Genomic DNA, 17300 nt, shown 5'->3' on the forward strand with positions numbered 1-17300 from the left:
GAGTTCTGTTGCTCGATTTTCACTTTAGCCGATTTTCCCCATGTTTACTAGCGAACACATTTTGAAAACAGGATCTCAGAAGAGCTTCGTACCGAGCACTACATAGCCTCCTGCCAAAAACCAGAGAACGTTGACGATTTCCATGATCCCGACTGTTTTGACAGGCAGTTTGACTTTTTTCGCCGCGATCGCCATTTTGACGATGCCTGGAACAAAAATCAGGCTGAAAAGCGCAGGAACTGGCAACACCAAGGGCAGTGCGAGCAAAAGCAGATGATAGACGATGCCGACGCTTTGAAACATCCGGTTGTTCTTTTCGCGGAACACGGCCTTCACGAAAAAGACGCTCCCTGTGAAATACGCCACGTTCAACGCCATCGCTGTGAGCAGTTCCTGCGTGGGAGCGCCTCCGCCAAGCGCAGCGGAGACAGGCAGCAGCATCGTCAATCCGACGATTCCGAGCAAATCGTTGAGAAAATGCCGCTCCTGCTTGCTGTGGATAAACCAGATGCTGCCCGCGGCGCAGATTCCCATCACGACGAGCGGCCAAAAGGCCAGCGCGTTATGCAGCAGCGGATAGGCCAAACATATGGCGGCCACTCCTCCGAATACGAGCAAGGTGCGCAACACTTGACGCGCGAGCTTTGGCTGCCGCATCAAGACCAGTGCCGCGTTGACCGCGATAAAGCCGCAGAGCAAGCCCGGTCCGGCCAGCAAATGCAAAACATTGTTTTCCACCAGAAATACTCCGAACAAGTACGGCACGACAAACATGGCCCAGACACCGTGTTCGCGGGGCATTACCAGGGAAGCCCCGCCTCTTTTTCCGTTCGCCACCTTTGTTACACCCCTCTTCCTGTTTCTTTCACGGCTTCCATGATCGCCGCTTTTTTCGCCTGATCCAGCACATGCTCTGCCATCGGAAACAGCAGCTTTTCTTCTTTATGAAAATGATCGTGCAAAAGTCGGTACAGCGTCGTCGTGACTTCGCGCAGTCTCGTCGTTTCGCGCCCGGCACATTGGCAACATACGGTTTCTTCGCGCAATTTGCTCAGCTGGCTGACAAGCTGGCGGTGCTCCTCCATCATCATCTGGACAGGCTGCGCCGTGTACCCCAGCGACTCCGTCAAGGCGACAAACAATAGCTCCTCTTCGCGTCTGTGATGCTCCTGCAAGCTGTCCACCAGCTGTGCGATTGTCAGCCGAAACTCTTCCACCGTTTGCGCGCTCATGATTCGGCTTTGATAGACGAGCTGTTTCAGCTTTTCCATCGATTGCTCCAAGCTTGCGTGCTCCGAAGAAAACAAATGACCAAGCCGCTCTTCTCCATCCGTTTGTTGACCGTTCATACGGGTCCCTCCCCCGCCGCTTTCTCAAAGACCTCTTTTAAGTGCCTTACAAGCTGTGAACACCCTTACAATTGGAGTATAAGACGCTAGGAAAAAAAAGCCAACCTATCTTGCAACGGTTGACTTCATTTGGCAAAAGCGATCGTGTACTTGAGTTTTCCCCTGCGATCAAGTGCGGTGAGCACGATCGCGTCCTTTTCCAGCGCGAATCCAACTTCTTCTTGAACCGGAACAGCGAGAAACTGGCAAGGGTTAAAATACAGGCGAACATGCTCACCTTCTTCTGTAAACTCCCATTTCGCCAAATGTCTCTCGATGATCGGGGCTGGTTGAAGCTCTGCATCTTCCGCCAAGTCTGTAATGCCGATTCGCATGCGAGCGTTTGTCAGCTGTGACAGCTGCTGGTCGAGCATCAACTTATTCATGGCTGCGCCCCTCTTTTCGATAAAGAAATACTGCCAGCGGAAACAGCAGCAGATTGACGACGGAAAGCCCAATCACTTCTTCATATCGCGCAAAGTAAAACAGGTTGACGGTATATTGGGTGCAGATCAGGTTGGCAAACAGCACGAGACAAAGCAGCAGTACCCCGCGATAGCTACGCTTCATACGGCTTCACCCCAATCGCGTATATCACGCCATGTTCAACCGCCAGCTCGATTTCCGGAAGCGGTCGGCGCGGCGGGCCCGCCAGCGGATTTCCTGTCTCGACATCAAATTTGCCATGATGGCACGGGCAGAGCAGCTCATGATTTTCCTTGCTCCAGAACACCGGGCATTTCAGATGGGTGCAAGCGTTTTGATAAGCTTTGTACTCGCCTTCCCGAACACAGACGAGAAGGGCGCTGTCATGCGTTCCCGGATAGGCAAACTCCTTGGCATCCCCTGCTCGCAATGCAGCCACTTCCGCAATTTTTTGCCTCGGCTGCTCGCCTGCTTCCCCATGCAGCAGCTTCTGGGCCGCCATCGCTCCCCACGGGAGAGTGGAGACGGCGAACAATCCGGCAGCACCGACCAGCGTTTTCATAAAGCCCCGCCGATCGAGACTCCGCTCGTTCGACTTGACGATGTTGTGGGTATACGTATCATTCCGATCGGATCGTGGTTGTTTCTCTTCGTTCATGCTGCAGACCTCCTTCGACTAGAAAAGCTTCTGCACCCCTTGCAAAATACCGGGCAGACTGATTTTTACGTTCGTCTCGCTCTCCAGCGGCTCCAGGCTTTGACTGGCGATCCATTTGCCGCCTGCGAGCCGGTGCGCGGATTGTTTCTCGGCAAGCTCGCTCTCCGTTAGCCACTGGAGCGTATTGGTCGGACAAACCGAAGCGCACATCGGCGGGATTCCATCTTTGGTCCGGTCGTAGCACAGATCGCATTTGTACATCAGGTTTTGCTCCTGATCAAACTTGGGAATCCCGTACGGGCAAGCAATCGTGCAGTTTTGACAGCCAATGCACTTCTCTACGAGCGCCGAGAGCACTGCACCAGTGTCGGCGATTTGGATCGCTTGCGCCGGACAGCTTCGCGCACAAGCGGGATTGACACAGTGCAGGCACATCAGCGGGATCGTCTGACGCGTTTGCATCGGATCGACATCCATGACGTAGTTGCGATTTCGGCTGTCGTGTCCGCCGCATTGCGTGCAGGCAGCCAGGCAACTGCGACAGCCGATGCAGTTGTCCATTTCGATGTAGAGCAGTTGTTTAGCCATGCTGCCGTTCCTCCTCTTCGAGCTTGACGATCTCGGCTGCGCACGCCTTAAATTCCGGCATTTTGCTGTACGGATCAAGGGCAGGGTTCGTGAGCAAATTGATCGATTCATGCTTGCCCCAATGGTACGGGACAAACACTGTATCCGGCCGGATCGCCGCGATGACTTTTACCTGGTATACCGCTTCGCCCCGTCTTGTTTTCAGCAAAACCTTTTCGCCGTGGGCGATTCCGTATTTTTGCGCGGTATCAGGATGCACTTCCAACAGCGGGTCCGGGTACATGTCACGCAAAAACGGGATTCGCCTTGTCTGATTCCCTGACAGGTAGTGATAGACGACGCGGCCTGTCGTCAGGCGCAGCGGATACTCTTCATCCGGTTCTTCGGCTGGCGGACGATAAGGCAGCGCACAAATTTTCGCCTTGCCGTCCGGATGGTAAAACGTTTTGTCGAGAAACAAATGCGGCTGTCCCGGGTCTTCTTCATCTCTGCACGGCCAGAACACGCCTTGCCGCTCTTCGATTTTCTCGTAAGTAATTCCGTAGTAGTCAGCGGTGCCGCCTTGGGAAACGCGGCGCAGCTCATCGAAAATTTCACGCGGCCCGCTCAGATGCTCGAAATATTGACCGCGGCCCATCCGCTTGGCGATTTCAATCTGTATCCACCAATCCGGCCTGGACTCGGCATACCAGCTTTGGGCCTGGCGATGGCGGATGACGCGCCCTTCCAGATTCGTCGTGGTGCCATCGTCCTCCGCCCAGCTCGTCGTCGGCAGCACGACATCCGCATACTCAGCCGATTCCGACAGGTAAAAGTCCGAACAGACCATAAAATCGAGGCTTTTCAGAGCTTCCCGGACATAGTTCAGATTGGGGGCACTGACCGCCGGGTTGGAACAGAGCAAGTACATCCCGCGAATCGTCTTGTTGTGCATCAGTTCAAACATTTCGTAGGCAGATACGCCTTTTTGCGGCATCTCCGCCACGGGAATCCCCCAGGCGCAAGCCACTTCCTGCACGTGCTGCGGATTATCCATTTTCCGATAGCCAGGCAACTGATCTGCCTTTTGACCGTGTTCCCGTCCTCCCTGGCCGTTGCCCTGCCCGGTAAAGGTCGCCACGCCTGATTTCGGACGGCCGATCTTGCCCGTCGCAAGCGCCAAATTTGTATAGGCCGATACGTTATCCGTTCCTTTGGATTGCTGTTCGACACCCCGACAAAACATCACGATGGCCTCAGGTGCCTTGCCGTAAATCTCGGCTGCGCGAATGATTTTTTCCTGCGCAATGCCTGTAATCTCGCTGACGACCTCAGGTGTATACATTTCGACTAACGCTTTTGTTTCGGCAAAGCCATTGGTGTGATTGTGAATAAATGCCTCGTCGATAGCGCCATTTTCGATCAAAAGGTGCAGCAGTCCGTTCGCCAATGCGAGGTCTGTCCCTGGCCGCAAATCGAGGTGGACGTCAGCGCGGCGGGCAAGCGGTGTCTCACGCGGGTCCACTACAATCAAGTAGCCGCCGCGATTTTGCACTTCCCAAATCCGAAACATGCTGGTCGGATGGCATTCCGCCGCATTGGAACCGGCAATCAGCAAACAATCGGTTTGGTGAATATCTGTCCACGGGACGGTTGAGCCACGGTCGATGCCAAAGCTGCGGTTAAACCCGGCAGCTGCTGACGACATGCAAAACCGCCCGTTGTAATCGATATATCGCGTTTGCAGCCCCACGCGGGCGAATTTGCCTGTCAAGTAACACTTTTCGTTCGTCATCGAAACTCCGGAGTAGACAGACAGCGTATCTTTGCCGTATGCTTCCTGCAATTCCGTGAATCGGCTTGCAATGAAAGTGAGCGCTTCATCCCAGGACACCTCTTCGAAGCCTTCCGCCGTTCCTTTCCATGCCGGATTGCGGCGGATGAGCGGCCTTTTGATCCTGTCAGGATGGTTGACCTGCTGATAAGCGGTAACCCCTTTTGGGCACATTTTGCCTAAATTGACCGGGAAGTCGTAACGCGGCTCTACCCCGATAATCGTATTCGTTCTCGTATCGACACGCAGGTTCATCCCGCACTGCATGCCGCAATAGCTGCAATGCGTGCTGACCAGCTTTTCTCCCGGATGGAGCTTGTTTTGGATCTCCTTGAAAAATTTATCCTTTTGCATGCTGGTTCGCCTCTTTCTCCGATCGGTGATGGGTAGGAATGCCGGTAAAACGGAAGATGCGATATTTTCTGCGACAAGGCAGGCACAACTCCGCAAGATGGAAGCCTTCTGCCGTTTCGAAGCGAATCTGGTTTTCCTGCAAGACATCGATCACGTCACCAGACTGCTCGGCGGACACAAACCGCTCTCCGCACACCTTGCAATGCTTCATTTCCTGCTCGGCATAATGCTCGCGATAATTGCGGGCGAAGACGCTCATCGGCCGGAACGGAATGTGCGCCAGCTTGCCAAAGGGCAAATAAATCAAGGTGACGATGACGGAAAACTGATGGATCATGCTCATCACCGGATGGCCGAAGCCGTGGAGAAACAGGTTGCTCACCGTCAAAAGCAAGCCGGTGATGCTGATGAACAGAAGCAGATAGAGCGGCAAGAAATCGTACAGAAAACTTTGCTCCGCACGGGCCTGCCAGTTTTTCAAGCGGCGGTACAGCGCCATGCACACTCCTGCGATCACCATGAACGCCGTAATGTTAAGCGCGTTGTAGAACAAAAAGGCAATCCAGCCATCCGCTTTGACTTGCAAAAGATCAATGCCCATCCCGACGACGGTGTAGGTGCCGTTATCCCCCATGGTGAAGTACATCCAGCCGAAGACGAGCGGAAATGTCACCAGTGCCGAGAGAATGCAGCCCCAGCCAAGCAGGATGTGCTGGGTCCAGCGATACCAGCCGCGATTCCAGATAAAGCGGTAGGTCGCCAGATGATCCACTGCCGTTTGCGGTGTGCTTTTGCGCAGCAACAGCCGCAACCCTTTTTTCAGGATAATGTTCGTTGGCGGTCGGTCAGCCCAAGCCGAGAACCGATAAAGAAACCCGCCGATGAACACGACTGTTCCCACCATGTAACCGTACAAGGCAAAATCCATGTGGGTAAAAAAACGAGAACCTAGGTACGAAGCCAAAAACAACACACAGACTGTATAGAAAGCCCTTCTGGCCACTTTGGACGCAAATGCCCGCTCCATGCGAACAACCTCCTCTGGTACAAAGCTTTGTCGATCGTTGGCTTTATTGTAACAAGGCCGCTGGCGCTCCAAAGTGACATACCTCACACCTGCATGCGATCGCCCAGAAGATGACACGCCTTTGTCAAAATCTCCGTGCTATAATGGGGCAGCAGGTTATGCGAGAGCAGAGCGGCAAGGAAAGCAGAGGTGCAACGATTCATGAAAAGTCTCACGTTTATTGAGCAGGTTTCTCCTGCTTTTGTTCATCAATTGGCACAAATCGGCACGAAGAAAAAAATGTCCCCTACAGAGTCCGTCCTGTTTATCGATGGGGAAGTTGCAGATAAGTTGTACTTGCTGGAATCAGGACAAATCAAGCTGACCAAAGCGACAGCCGACGGCAAGGAATTGACCTTGCAAGTATTTGGGCCAGGCGAGCTGGTCGGAATGGTCGGGCTTTTTGAGTCAGGCGTTACTTATACGTCTACAGCGACCATGCACGAGCCGGGCGAGGTCAACGTCATCCAGCGGAGCGCACTGGAGAAGCTGCTCTTGGAAAACGGTGAGTTTTGCGTCGACTTTTTGCGCTGGATGGCCATCATGAACCGGAGAATCCAATCCAAGTTCCGCGACTTGCTGTTGAACGGCAAAATCGGAGCCTTTTACTCCACGCTGATCCGCATGAGCAATACGTACGGAGAAGAACGAGAGGACGGCATTCTCATCAAGCTTTCTCTCACCAATCGCGATCTTGCCCAATTCATCGGCCTCACCCGCGAAAGCGTCAACCGGATGCTCGCCGATTTGAAAAAGCTGGATGTCATCGAGATCATGCCGCACGGATACCTGTTGATCAAAGATGTGGAGTATTTGAAAGAAGCAATCTGTTGTGACGATTGCCCGCCGGAAATTTGCCAAATGTAACAACGAACGCTGCACCGTTTGTCTCCTCCAAGCAGGAGAGCGCGTGCAGCGTTTTTTTGTATAAAAAAGACAGCCACGCGAACATGGCTGCCTTTTTTTCTAGCTGGTCGCAGAAACTGCCGGATTGCCTGGTTGAAGCTGTTGTGGTGTCAACTCGGTAAACATGCCTGCGTAATACTGGACGTCTCCCGCTTCATCCCGGATCGAGCTGATCGTCAGCCATTGGCGATAAACCTCGCCGCTCTTGCGCCTGTTCCAGATTTCGCCCTGCCAAAAGCCTGTGGCGGCAATCTGCTGCCACATCTGCTGGTAGAAGCCAGGTTCCTGCATCCCGGATTTTAACAGCTTCGGATTTTTGCCGACCACTTCATGACGCTCGTAGCCCGTCACCGCAGAAAAAGCGGGATTTACATCGCGGATGATCCCTTTCGTATCGGTGATGACGATGGCTTCTCCCGTGTTGTCGACGATCGTTTTGGCCAACTGCATTTTTTCCTGATAGTACATCCAGAAGACGAGGATCAGACTGGCTAACGCTACCTCGGACAAGGCCATGAACCCGATAGCGTAGTGACCTGTAAGGCTAAATAATAGCGAGAGAATCAATGGCGGGAAAAATCCGCCAAGCCCGCCCATCGCGGAAACGATCCCGTTGACGATCCCGGCTTGCTTGGAAAAGTAGTACGGAACCATTTTGAAAATCGTCCCGTTCCCGATTCCCGCGCAGACAGCAATCGCCAGGCACCCGATCGAATACAGCTGCAACGACGGCGAGAACGACAGAACGACCCCGAACAAGCTCAGTCCGGCAAAGACCACCATTAACACCTTCAAAGCATTGAAGCGATCTCCGAGCCAGCCTCCCAGCGGCCGGGCGATGGTGGCCAGCGCAATGAATCCGGCTGTCCGCATGCCCGCGTCTATTTTATCCAACCCGAAGCTGCTGACGAGAAAGTTTGGCAAATAGACGGTAAAAGCGACGAACGAGCCAAACGTAATAAAGTAAAACAGGCTGAGAAACCACAGCTTTTCATTTCGGTAAACCCCTTTGATCTGCTCCATCACGGGAGTTTTAACCCGCGTTTCTTTACGGTCGCCCCAGACGAAGTTAAGAAGTGCAAACAGCACGAGCAACCCCAGATAAAGCTTCACAGTGCCCGACCAGCCAATCTGCTTCGCCACGATGGGCGCGAAAAACGTGGAGAGCGCGGTCCCGGCATTGCCTACTCCGTAAATGCCGTTGACGAAGCCGTGCTTTTCCTTCGGATAATATTTGGGCAAGGAAGTCACGCCTACCGAGAAGATCGCGCCGCCAATCCCCAGAAAAAACCCTCCGATCATCAAATCCGCCGCCGAACGTGCTTCACTTATGTAGTACACAGGCACGAGCAGCAGAAGAAAGCTGACGGTAAACAGCAGTCTCGCCCCGAAGCGATTCGTATAATAGCCAATCGGAATACGCAACAAGGAGCCTAGCAAGACAGGTATCGCCGTAATCCAGGCGATTTGTCCTGCTGACAATTGCAATTCCTCTTTCATAAACGGCATCAAAGAAGACAAGATGACCCAGACCATGAATCCAGCAACGAGGCTGAATGTTTGCAAGGGTAGCTGAATTTTGCGAACCATCTATCACCACTCCTTTTCGTTAGGAAAAAAACGGAGTCGGCCAGACGAGGATGTTTCTGTGTCAGGCCGAACTCCCAATGCTCATCCCCCTTTTTACCTTATCCTCATCCTCGACGCTTCGTTGTGAGGAAAATCACAATCGCGCTCATTCACAAAATCGTTTGGAACCGTGTGATCGTACGCACAGTCAATCCAGCTCGTCTTGACCTATGCTTGGGGCACGACTGAGTTCGAGGTGACATGAGATGATGACAATTGCCGATATACAAGATGTCTTTTTTCTATGCGGCTTTCCCTATTACAAGCAGCTGTCGATCCAGGGACAGCAGGCAGACTGTACGTTTTACAGCATCCATTCCGACTATCGGAAAAAGGTGGTTCTCCAGCTGACAAGCAAGGCGGAGCTTCAACACCAGATTGCCCTGGAAGTCATCAAGTTTTGGGCGCACGATCTGAAAGCGCTTGAAGAGCAATTCATCGAGCACAGCCTGGTTGACTAGAGGGCTTGCCTTCGCCGTGCTCACAAGCGCTCTGGATGCTTGGGCGCGATTTTTTCCAGAAGCTCCTGCTTTTCCTCTTCATTCAGCAGCTTTTGAGCCATGGGAAACAGCACTTGCTCTTCTTTTTGAAAATGCTGGAGCAAAACCTCGACAGCGCTTTGCAAATAGTCAGGGAAGCCATCCTCCAAAAAGCGGTTCAGAAAGCGTTTCGCCTGTTCGTGCTCGTATTCCATCACGGCAATAGGCCCCGCCTCCCTCCCGACATACTTGGCCATCATCGTAAACAATACGTCCTCTTCCTTCGCGGAGTGAGGCTCAAGCTCGGCAATAAAGGCGTTTGCGTTCGTTTGCAGTTCCGTTAGCAGTTCTTCTTTGCGAATCGCGTCGGCAGCCACAAACTGTGTGGCAAGTCGCTGAAGTTCCACCATTTTTTCCACGAGCGGACCGTGTTCTGTTTTCAGTTGGGCTAAAGCGGCACAAAGAGCGTTTTCTTCCGGAGTCATTCCCATGGAACATCCAAACGGCATCATGCTTCCCCTCCCTTTTCTTTTCACAAATCTACTGTAATGGAAAAGAGGGAGAGACGCTGTTAAGTACGTCACACCTTCCCCCTTGCGCCCCCTCCTTTTTTCGGCAAACAAAGAAAAATGACCGCCCCACAAGGGACAGCCATTTTTTCCTGCCATTAGTGCACGCCGAGCATTTCTTTCATGTCTTCTTGGGCATCGCCAATCAATTTGATCCGGAACAAATCTTGAAGGACGTTGAGCACGCCTGGCTGGATAAACTCCGGCAGCTTGGGACCGATTCGGATATCTTGAATGCCCAGGCTGAACAATCCGAGCAAAATTGCGACGGCCTTTTGCTCAAACCAGGAGAGGACGATGCTCACAGGCAATTCATTGACCCCGCAGCCAAACGCTTCTGCCAGCGCTGTCGCAATTTTGACTGTAGAACCGGAATTGTTGCACTGCCCCAGGTCGATGTAGCGCGGAATATTGGTGCCCGGAACGACGCCGTAATCCACATCGTTGAAGCGGAACTTGCCACAGGAAGTTGTCAGGATGACGGTTTCTGGCGGCAAAGAAGTAGCCAATTCCCGATAGTAGTCGCCGCCTTTGCCTGGCGCATCACATCCGGCGATGACGAAAAAGCGTTTGATCTGCCCAGCCTTGACGGCATCGATGATTTCCGGCGCGATTCCCAATACCGTCTCGTGATGAAACCCGGTCGTCAGCGTCTGCTCCGATTCGATATGGGCTTTTGGCAAGGCAAGCGCGCGTTCGATGAGTGGCGTAAAATCGTCGTGTTCAATTTTGGTCACGCCCTCAAGCCCCGTAATATCGTAGGAGAAGAAGCGGTCCGCATAAGTGCCTTTGATCGGCATCACACAGTTGGTCGTCGCCAGGATCGCCCCCGGAAACTCTTCAAACAATCTCCGTTGGTCAAACCACGCTTTGCCGATATTGCCTTTCAGATGCGGGTACTTCTTCAATTCGGGATAACCGTGCGCTGGCAGCATCTCCGAGTGGGTGTATATATTGATGCCTTTGCCTGCGGTCTGCTCCAACAGTTCCCGCAGCGCAAACAGATTGTGCCCGGTCACAACGATGCAGTGTCCCTCGATTTTGTTCTGGGAGACGGTAATCGGCTCTGGAATGCCAAAGCGATCTGTGTGCGCCTTGTCCAGCAATTCCATCACTTTGATGGCTGCGCCCCCGACTTTCATTGCCATTTGCAAGTGTTCCTCTAGGTTAAAGTTAACGTTTGTCAGCGTGAAATATAAAGCTTCCTGCGTGATCCCATCCACTTCCGGATCGATGTACCCCAATTGTCTCGCATGTGTCGCATAGGCGGCGATCCCTTTCAGGGCAAAAATGATCGTGTCCTGGATGCTCGCCAATTCCTCGTTTTTGCCACATACGCCGATTACCTTGCAGCCGCCCGTCGGTGTTTGCTCACATTGATAACAAAACATCTTCATTTCCTCCTCTGTGTTGGCTGATCTTCCTCTTGATCATACGGCGGCTGCGACTTGGGCGTGGTGATAAACATCACACTTTCGGATGCTTTGAAAAAATCAGCTTCTTCACGACAAAAACCCGCCAAAGCGTTTGGCGGGCTTGTCTTTTCCACGTGAATGGAGCCATGTTACTCCACTGTATCGAGAATCGTCTGAATCTCGCGCAAGCTCACGATTTCGTGCACAGGGGCGATATCCCCCGCCAAAGTCGCGCCGTGCCGATTGATCCACATGTTGCGCATACCGACTGCATTCGAGCCTTGAATATCCGTCGTCAGCTTGTCGCCGATCATGACGCCCTCTTCCGCTGTAATGCCCAGCAGACTCATCGCATGTTCAAAAATTTCCGCCGCGGGCTTGCCTCGTCCGAAATCGCCGGAGATGACGATATGGTCGAAATAAGCAGCGAGGTTTGGCACGCCAGCCAGCTTTTCCTTTTGCAAGTCAGGCGAACCGTTTGTGAGCAGCAACAGCTTGTACTTCGCTTTCAACTGGTCCAGCACTTCGAACGTTTCTTCATAGACGATCGGGCGGCTTCTCCGCTCAGCGACGAACAGCTCTCCCAGTTTGTGTCCAAGCTCCTCGTCTTCTATGCCAAGCGCACGCAGGCCGCGCGTCCAGGCTTCCTTCCGATACGTCGGAACGAACGATTGCAGCTGGCGAAATTCCTGCTGCTTGCCTTCTGCAAATTGCGCCCACAGCCCTTCGAACGGGTTAATGCCAATCATTTTCGTAAAAGGAAATGCTTCGAACGCTTCGTACATCGCCCGTGCTTCCTGGCGCACGGCCGCTTCCAGACGTTCCCCGTCCAGCTCGTAATGCTTGGCAGCTTCCGCGCAAGTCGCCTGAAACGCCTCTTTTACACTGCGCTCATCCCACAGTAATGTATCGTCCAGATCAAATAAAACCGCTTTGATTGCCATTTCTCTCGGTCCCCTTCTCCTGCTCGTCATCTGTCTCTCCCTCTATGATTACGGAAATCGGCTGTTTTATCAACAGACTTCTGCGAAAAATCAGCCGAAGCTTCCTACAAGCTGTCAGGCTGTTCCTGTTCCTCCGCCGCAATCGGCAAGACGGTCGAAGATTTGATCTCTCGCAGCGACAGGTTCGTCTGCAACCGGGAAATGCCCAGTCGGTTCAGCTTGCGGATGAAGCTGTCCAACCCTTTGCGATCCTTGATGGCGACCTTGAGCAAGTAATCGTACTCCCCGGTTAAACAGTGGCATTCCAGCACCTCCGGCATGGAACGCAGGGCGCTCTCCAGCGTCTCCAGCTCCTTTTCCTGGTGAATGTTCGTGCTGATAAACACGAAGCACAAAAGGTCGAAGCCGAGCTTCTCCTGATCCAAAATCGCCACTTGCCGATTGATATAGCCTTCCGCTTCCAGACGCTTCACCCGGGTATGCGTCGCGGGAGGCGACAAACTCACTCTCCGCGCCAGTTCGGCATTGCTGATCGTCGCATCTTTTTGCAACACATCCAGGATGTGAATGTCGACCTGATCCAGCACCTTGCTTACAAATGCTTCCATGCGGTTACCACCCTCTTTTCATTCTTCCAAAAACGCCAAAGATTCCTTGTCTGTAACGAATGAAATTTCCTGTACAGATACTTTACGTGAGTTTTATTTCGAATTTTCCTTATTATACAGAATCTTATTTTGAATGTTCAACAAAAATGTTATGTTCATTAACAAGCTGATTCCAAACGACACCGTTCATGAAAAAGGGGCTATTTGCTATGCCAAATCGTTATGTACTGTTGCTATTGCTCACCAGCCTGTTGTGGGGCGGAAACTTCGTCCTGGGAAAATCGCTCGTCGGGCACGCTTCCCCGCTTACGTTGACCAGCCTGCGCTGGCTAATTGCGATCGTGTGTCTGTTGCCAATGGTCTGGTGGAAAGAAAAAAAGCTTTTGCCGCCAAAAGCAGCCGTGTTGCCGCTCGTACTGATGGGGGTTACAGGTGTCGTCCTCTTCAATCTGTTTCAATTTCTTGCGCTGGAGAGGACAACTGCGACGAATGTCGGACTGATTTCGACGTTAAACATGATCTCGATTGCGCTGTTTTCTTTTCTCTTTCTGAAGGAACGAATCAACATGTTCCAAATCGGCTGCATGGTTTTCTTGCTCGCAGGCGTGCTGCTCGTCTTGTCCAAAGGCAATGCCGACTACTTGCTCTCCCTGCGATTCAACTCGGGTGATTTGTGGATGCTGGCCGCTGTTGGCGTCTGGGGCGTGTACTCGATTTGCAGCAAATGGGCCATGACGAAGACGACTCCGATGATGTCGATTCTTTACTCGGCTGTTTTCGGCCTGGTGATCCTCCTGCCTTTTAACCTGGCTGACTTCGCCGTATCTGATTGGAATGGCTCGTTTGTCGGCTCGCTTTTGTATACCGGGGTCATCTCCACGGTCGTGTGCATGGTGCTGTGGAACATCGGAGTGCAAAAGCTCGGCGCGACTACTTCCGGCCTTTTCCTCAATTTCAATCCGATCTTCACTTCAATCTTGGCGTTCCTGTTTCTCGGCGAGCAGATGACGTGGATTCAAGGAGTGGGCAGCAACATCGTGATTGCGGGATGCTTTCTGTTTTCATATGGCAAAACGAAAGCAAAAGCAGTGGCGACCAGCCAGTTGACCGCCCGGCAAACGTAAACACGAAAAAACCGACCCAGTTTTAACGGCAGGTCGGTTTTTATGCTTTTGCCTTCCCCCAAAGCTCCTGGCCGCAACGACTCGTTTACGTCCGCGACCAGACATCTTTGGCGTATCGGCCTTCCGCTTGCAGCTGCTCAAGCCACGCTTGCGCCTCCGCCGGGTCCGCGCCACGGACGCGCTGGTAAATCCGCAACACAGTCGCTTCCACATCCGGCGCCATGTGCGTACCATCCCCGCACACATACAAGCGCCCTCTGTTATCGAGCAAGTCGACCAAGTACACGTCATCTTGTTCGAGCAGGTGCTGGACGTACGTTTTGACCATGCCGGAAGAGCGGGAAAAAGCCGTATGCAAGGTGACGATGCCGTCTCTTTGGTATTGCTCCAGCTCCTCGCGGTACAAAAAGTCCAGTTCGTTTCGGCAGCCAAAATAAAGGTGGGCTTCGCCAAGCGGCACTCCTTGTTCTTTCAAAGCAGCTCTCGCTTGCAAAAACCCGCGAAACGGTGCGATCCCGGTTCCCGGACCGACCATGACGATCGGCAGCAGCGGATTTTCTGGCAGCTGGAAGCCCGACTCGGGAGTACGGACGAACATCCATATTTTTTCTCCGGCGCTGCGCTCTGCCAAAAAGGTAGAAGCTACTCCGTGGTATTGCCCCTGGCCGCTCCAGGCAGGCCCGTTCACTACTGCCACTGTCAAGCTGGCCTGATCTTCCCAGTGCATCGGAGAGCTGGAGATCGAGTAATACCTGGGCCTTAGCGGCGGCAGCAAATCCAGGAACTTGGCAAAAGGCAATTCGCAAGCCTCGTACTTTTCGAGCAATTCGAGCATCGTGAGCCGCTTTTTCAACACCTGCTCGGCGTAGACCGTCTCATCCAGCAGCGCTTCCAGCTCCCGCTTGTGCGGAGGGCACACCGTGCAGGCGGCCAGCGCTCGCAACTGGGCGCGGGTAGCTGCTTCCTGCACCTCGACGCTCGTCGACAGCAGATCGCGCAAGCTGACGGGACGATCCAAAGGGAGATGGACGGCGCTTCGCCCGTGAACGCGCAAAATCAACTGCTCCGTGCCTTGCAAACGGAATCGGCGCAAAATCCGCTCGACGATCTCCGGACGATTGTTCGGCAAGATGCCGATGTGGTCGCCCTCCTGATAGATGACTCCCGCTGGCAAGGCAAGCTCGATGTGCCGCGTGCTGCGACCGCTGCCTGGCTGTTGCAGTTCGCGGTTCGCCAGCACAGTCGCCTGGACGCAATCATACGCCTCCGCCAGCGGAACGGTTGGATGTCCTGCCACAAACTGGACTTGCAGCTCCGGCTGCTCGCCTTCTGCCTGCTCTTCCCGTTGCAGGCCGAAAGCGTCCGTCAAGTCGTTCCACATCGTCTCGCGCCAATCGTCCACCTGTTTTTCAAAATCTCCGCCCGCATCGGCTTCCCCGCGCCCGGACAGTCGCGTGCCGCCCTTTTTCGCGAGCTGCTCGTCAATGAACACTGGGACACTTTGATACGTATTCGACCAGTTCCGATCCCCGCATCCGAGCACAGCGAACTGCACGCCCGCAAGCTCCCCCGGCTGCACCTGCTCCAGCCACTTGACGAAGCCGGCCGCATTTCGCGGAGGTCTGCCGTTGTAGGACGCGGTTACGATCAGAACAGCTCCTTTTGTCGGCAGCTTTCCCGCCCAGTCGTTGAGAACGCCTACTTCACTGGCAAAACCGTACTGGCGCGCCGCATCCGCCAGCTCGCGCGCTTTGCCTTCGGCCGTTCCGAGATTCGATCCGTACAGGACGAGCAGCGGAATAGCCGTGGCACCTACTGGCGTTTTCGCTGCTTGCGGCTTCACGGGAGCTTGTGCGTTTCCTGTTGCCTGCTCGCGGTGCTTGTCGGCAGGTACGCTCACTGCGCTTCTGTCTGTGCGCTGCCGGACGCGAATCGTAAAGCCATCCGGCTTGATCGTGAGCGTCTGCGCTACTTTCAACTGGTAGTTGGCGTAGTCGACCAACCGGAAATTTTGCAAAATCATCCCGAGCACGAGCGTCGCCTCATACAGCGCAAACTGCATGCCGATGCACGCACGCTCGCCGTTTCCAAACGGCTTGTAGGCATGATGCGGCACTTTTGCCGGATCGCTGAACCGCTCGGGACGGAACTCTTCCGCATCCTCGCCCCACGCATCCTTGTCCCGATGAAGCTGCGGCAAAATGACGCTGACCGTCTCACCTTTTTTGACCGGATACATCCCGCCGATTACCGTATCTTCCCTGGCGAACAAATCGAATCCGGGCGCGGTCGGCCACAGGCGCAAAGCTTCGTTCAGCACCAGCCGGATGTATTTGAGCTTTTGCACTTGCTCGTATTGCGGGATCGGCGTCGTCATCACCCGATCCACTTCCTCGTATGCCTTTTGCAGCACGCTCTCGTTTTTCAGCAAGTAGTACAGCGCAAAGGAAAGCAGTCCGCTCGTCGTCTCGTGTCCGGCGATCAAAAACGTAATGATCTGGTAACGAATATTCTCGTCGTCCAGCCCTTCGCCTGTCTCCGGATCTTTGCCATGGAGCATGCGTGCCAGCAAATCGGCTTCACCGCGATCTCCGTTCCGCTTTCTTTCCTCGATGATTTTGTCGACCAAGGAAAACATCGTCTGGATATCTTCCTGGAACTGCTGGCGCGTCTTCACCATCAACATATTCTGGATCGCGAGCCGCGAGCTTTTGTGCATCGCTTCGTTCAGCGCGCGCACCATGCTCTCGATAAACGGGCTGTGCTTTTCTTTGTAAAAACTGTTGAAGCGGTAGTTAAAGCCGCATATCCCGATCGTGTCAAGGGTGAGCCGGGTCATGTCGTCGGCCACGTCAATCGTCTCGTTTGGATTGAGTCGCGCCCACTTTTGCACCAGTTGCGAAGCGATATCGACCATCATGTCGTGGTAGCCCTTCATCGCTTGCTGGCTGAACGTCGGCAGCAAAATGTTGTGTGCCTTTCGCCAGTTCGGCTCGGTTGTCCGGCTCGTAAACAAGCCATCCCCTGCAAATACGCGCACATTTTCCAGCACTCCGCTGACTTCCTTGTCAAAGCGGGTAATGTCACATACTTCTGCCACCAGCTTGTGCCCTGTGACGATCAAAGTAGTGAAACCGGGAAGCGTAAGACGGTAGATCGGGCCGTATTCCTTCGCCAGATCGCCCATGGACAAAATCGGTTGACTTTGGTCGATAGACGGCAAATTGCCAAGTGGACCGTACGTTTTCGGTTGCGGAATCATGACTGCTTCGCTCACATGCAACATCCTCTCGCAATGAAATGGCCTTGCTTCCTGCCGGACGGCGATGACTT

At 53.6% G+C, this 17300-nt stretch carries 17 protein-coding genes; 3 read left to right on the top strand and 14 right to left on the bottom strand.

Annotated elements, in window-relative coordinates:
* Positions 1 to 75: 75 nt before the first annotated feature.
* The 8 genes from DEP07_RS01255 to DEP07_RS01290 all read right to left on the bottom strand — a co-directional run bounded on the left by DEP07_RS01255 (position 76) and on the right by DEP07_RS01290 (position 6254).
* Complete coding sequence (locus tag DEP07_RS01255) at positions 76 to 837, bottom strand: YwiC-like family protein (RefSeq protein WP_217022995.1); 762 nt, start codon at positions 835 to 837, stop codon at positions 76 to 78.
* A gap of 5 nt (positions 838 to 842) precedes the next feature.
* On the bottom strand, positions 843 to 1349 hold the full coding sequence (locus tag DEP07_RS01260) for a hemerythrin domain-containing protein (protein ID WP_122964877.1): 507 nt from the start codon (positions 1347 to 1349) through the stop codon (positions 843 to 845).
* A 125-nt stretch (positions 1350 to 1474) separates the two neighbouring features.
* Positions 1475 to 1774, bottom strand: a complete 300-nt coding sequence (locus tag DEP07_RS01265) for a hypothetical protein (RefSeq protein WP_280649021.1) — start codon at positions 1772 to 1774, stop codon at positions 1475 to 1477.
* Positions 1767 to 1958 carry a hypothetical protein gene (locus tag DEP07_RS01270; RefSeq protein WP_122964875.1) on the bottom strand — a complete coding sequence of 64 codons (192 nt, stop codon included), beginning with the start codon at positions 1956 to 1958 and terminating at the stop codon, positions 1767 to 1769. Before DEP07_RS01270 ends, DEP07_RS01265 begins: the two co-directional genes overlap by 8 nt.
* Entirely contained in the window at positions 1948 to 2472 is a 525-nt protein-coding gene (locus DEP07_RS01275; protein WP_122964874.1) for a Rieske (2Fe-2S) protein, read from the bottom strand. The genes DEP07_RS01270 and DEP07_RS01275 overlap by 11 nt, the downstream gene beginning before the upstream one ends.
* 18 nt (positions 2473 to 2490) lie before the next feature.
* Positions 2491 to 3060 carry a 4Fe-4S dicluster domain-containing protein gene (locus DEP07_RS01280; protein WP_122964873.1) on the bottom strand — a complete coding sequence of 190 codons (570 nt, stop codon included), beginning with the start codon at positions 3058 to 3060 and terminating at the stop codon, positions 2491 to 2493.
* On the bottom strand, positions 3053 to 5227 hold the full coding sequence (locus tag DEP07_RS01285) for a molybdopterin oxidoreductase family protein (RefSeq protein WP_287101986.1): 2175 nt from the start codon (positions 5225 to 5227) through the stop codon (positions 3053 to 3055). Before DEP07_RS01285 ends, DEP07_RS01280 begins: the two co-directional genes overlap by 8 nt.
* Complete coding sequence (locus DEP07_RS01290) at positions 5214 to 6254, bottom strand: hypothetical protein (RefSeq protein ID WP_173599843.1); 1041 nt, start codon at positions 6252 to 6254, stop codon at positions 5214 to 5216. The genes DEP07_RS01285 and DEP07_RS01290 overlap by 14 nt, the downstream gene beginning before the upstream one ends.
* Positions 6255 to 6455: 201 nt before the next feature.
* On the opposite strand from DEP07_RS01290, the gene DEP07_RS01295 reads away from it, so the two are divergent.
* A complete protein-coding gene (locus tag DEP07_RS01295) occupies positions 6456 to 7160 on the top strand; it encodes a Crp/Fnr family transcriptional regulator (RefSeq protein ID WP_122964870.1) in 705 nt (234 codons plus the stop codon).
* Positions 7161 to 7259: 99 nt separating this feature from the next.
* Here the strand turns inward: DEP07_RS01295 and DEP07_RS01300 are convergent, their stop codons facing one another.
* Complete coding sequence (locus DEP07_RS01300) at positions 7260 to 8789, bottom strand: nitrate/nitrite transporter (protein WP_122964869.1); 1530 nt, start codon at positions 8787 to 8789, stop codon at positions 7260 to 7262.
* Between the two features lie 245 nt (positions 8790 to 9034).
* Here DEP07_RS01300 and DEP07_RS01305 point away from each other — a divergent pair, with 245 nt between their 5' ends.
* Entirely contained in the window at positions 9035 to 9289 is a 255-nt protein-coding gene (locus tag DEP07_RS01305) for a hypothetical protein (protein ID WP_122964868.1), read from the top strand.
* A gap of 20 nt (positions 9290 to 9309) precedes the next feature.
* Here DEP07_RS01305 and DEP07_RS01310 read toward each other — a convergent pair whose 3' ends face one another.
* From DEP07_RS01310 to DEP07_RS01325, 4 genes are all read right to left on the bottom strand, one after another.
* Complete coding sequence (locus DEP07_RS01310; protein WP_287102003.1) at positions 9310 to 9816, bottom strand: hemerythrin domain-containing protein; 507 nt, start codon at positions 9814 to 9816, stop codon at positions 9310 to 9312.
* A gap of 158 nt (positions 9817 to 9974) precedes the next feature.
* Positions 9975 to 11267 (bottom strand): hydroxylamine reductase, encoded by a 1293-nt coding sequence (gene hcp, locus DEP07_RS01315; RefSeq protein WP_122964867.1) that lies wholly within the window; start codon positions 11265 to 11267, stop codon positions 9975 to 9977.
* A gap of 173 nt (positions 11268 to 11440) precedes the next feature.
* Entirely contained in the window at positions 11441 to 12235 is a 795-nt protein-coding gene (locus DEP07_RS01320; protein ID WP_242775102.1) for an HAD family hydrolase, read from the bottom strand.
* A gap of 104 nt (positions 12236 to 12339) precedes the next feature.
* Complete coding sequence (locus DEP07_RS01325; protein WP_122964865.1) at positions 12340 to 12843, bottom strand: Lrp/AsnC family transcriptional regulator; 504 nt, start codon at positions 12841 to 12843, stop codon at positions 12340 to 12342.
* Between the two features lie 209 nt (positions 12844 to 13052).
* On the opposite strand from DEP07_RS01325, the gene DEP07_RS01330 reads away from it, so the two are divergent.
* Positions 13053 to 13967: a DMT family transporter gene (locus DEP07_RS01330; RefSeq protein ID WP_287101987.1), complete on the top strand. Its 915-nt coding sequence runs from the start codon at positions 13053 to 13055 to the stop codon at positions 13965 to 13967.
* An 85-nt stretch (positions 13968 to 14052) separates the two neighbouring features.
* Here DEP07_RS01330 and DEP07_RS01335 read toward each other — a convergent pair whose 3' ends face one another.
* Positions 14053 to 17253 (bottom strand): bifunctional cytochrome P450/NADPH--P450 reductase, encoded by a 3201-nt coding sequence (locus DEP07_RS01335; protein WP_429827587.1) that lies wholly within the window; start codon positions 17251 to 17253, stop codon positions 14053 to 14055.
* Between the last annotated feature and the right edge of the window lie 47 nt (positions 17254 to 17300).

This window comes from Brevibacillus sp. (genome assembly GCF_003521185.1).
Classification (GTDB): Bacteria; Bacillota; Bacilli; order Brevibacillales; family Brevibacillaceae; genus Brevibacillus; species Brevibacillus parabrevis.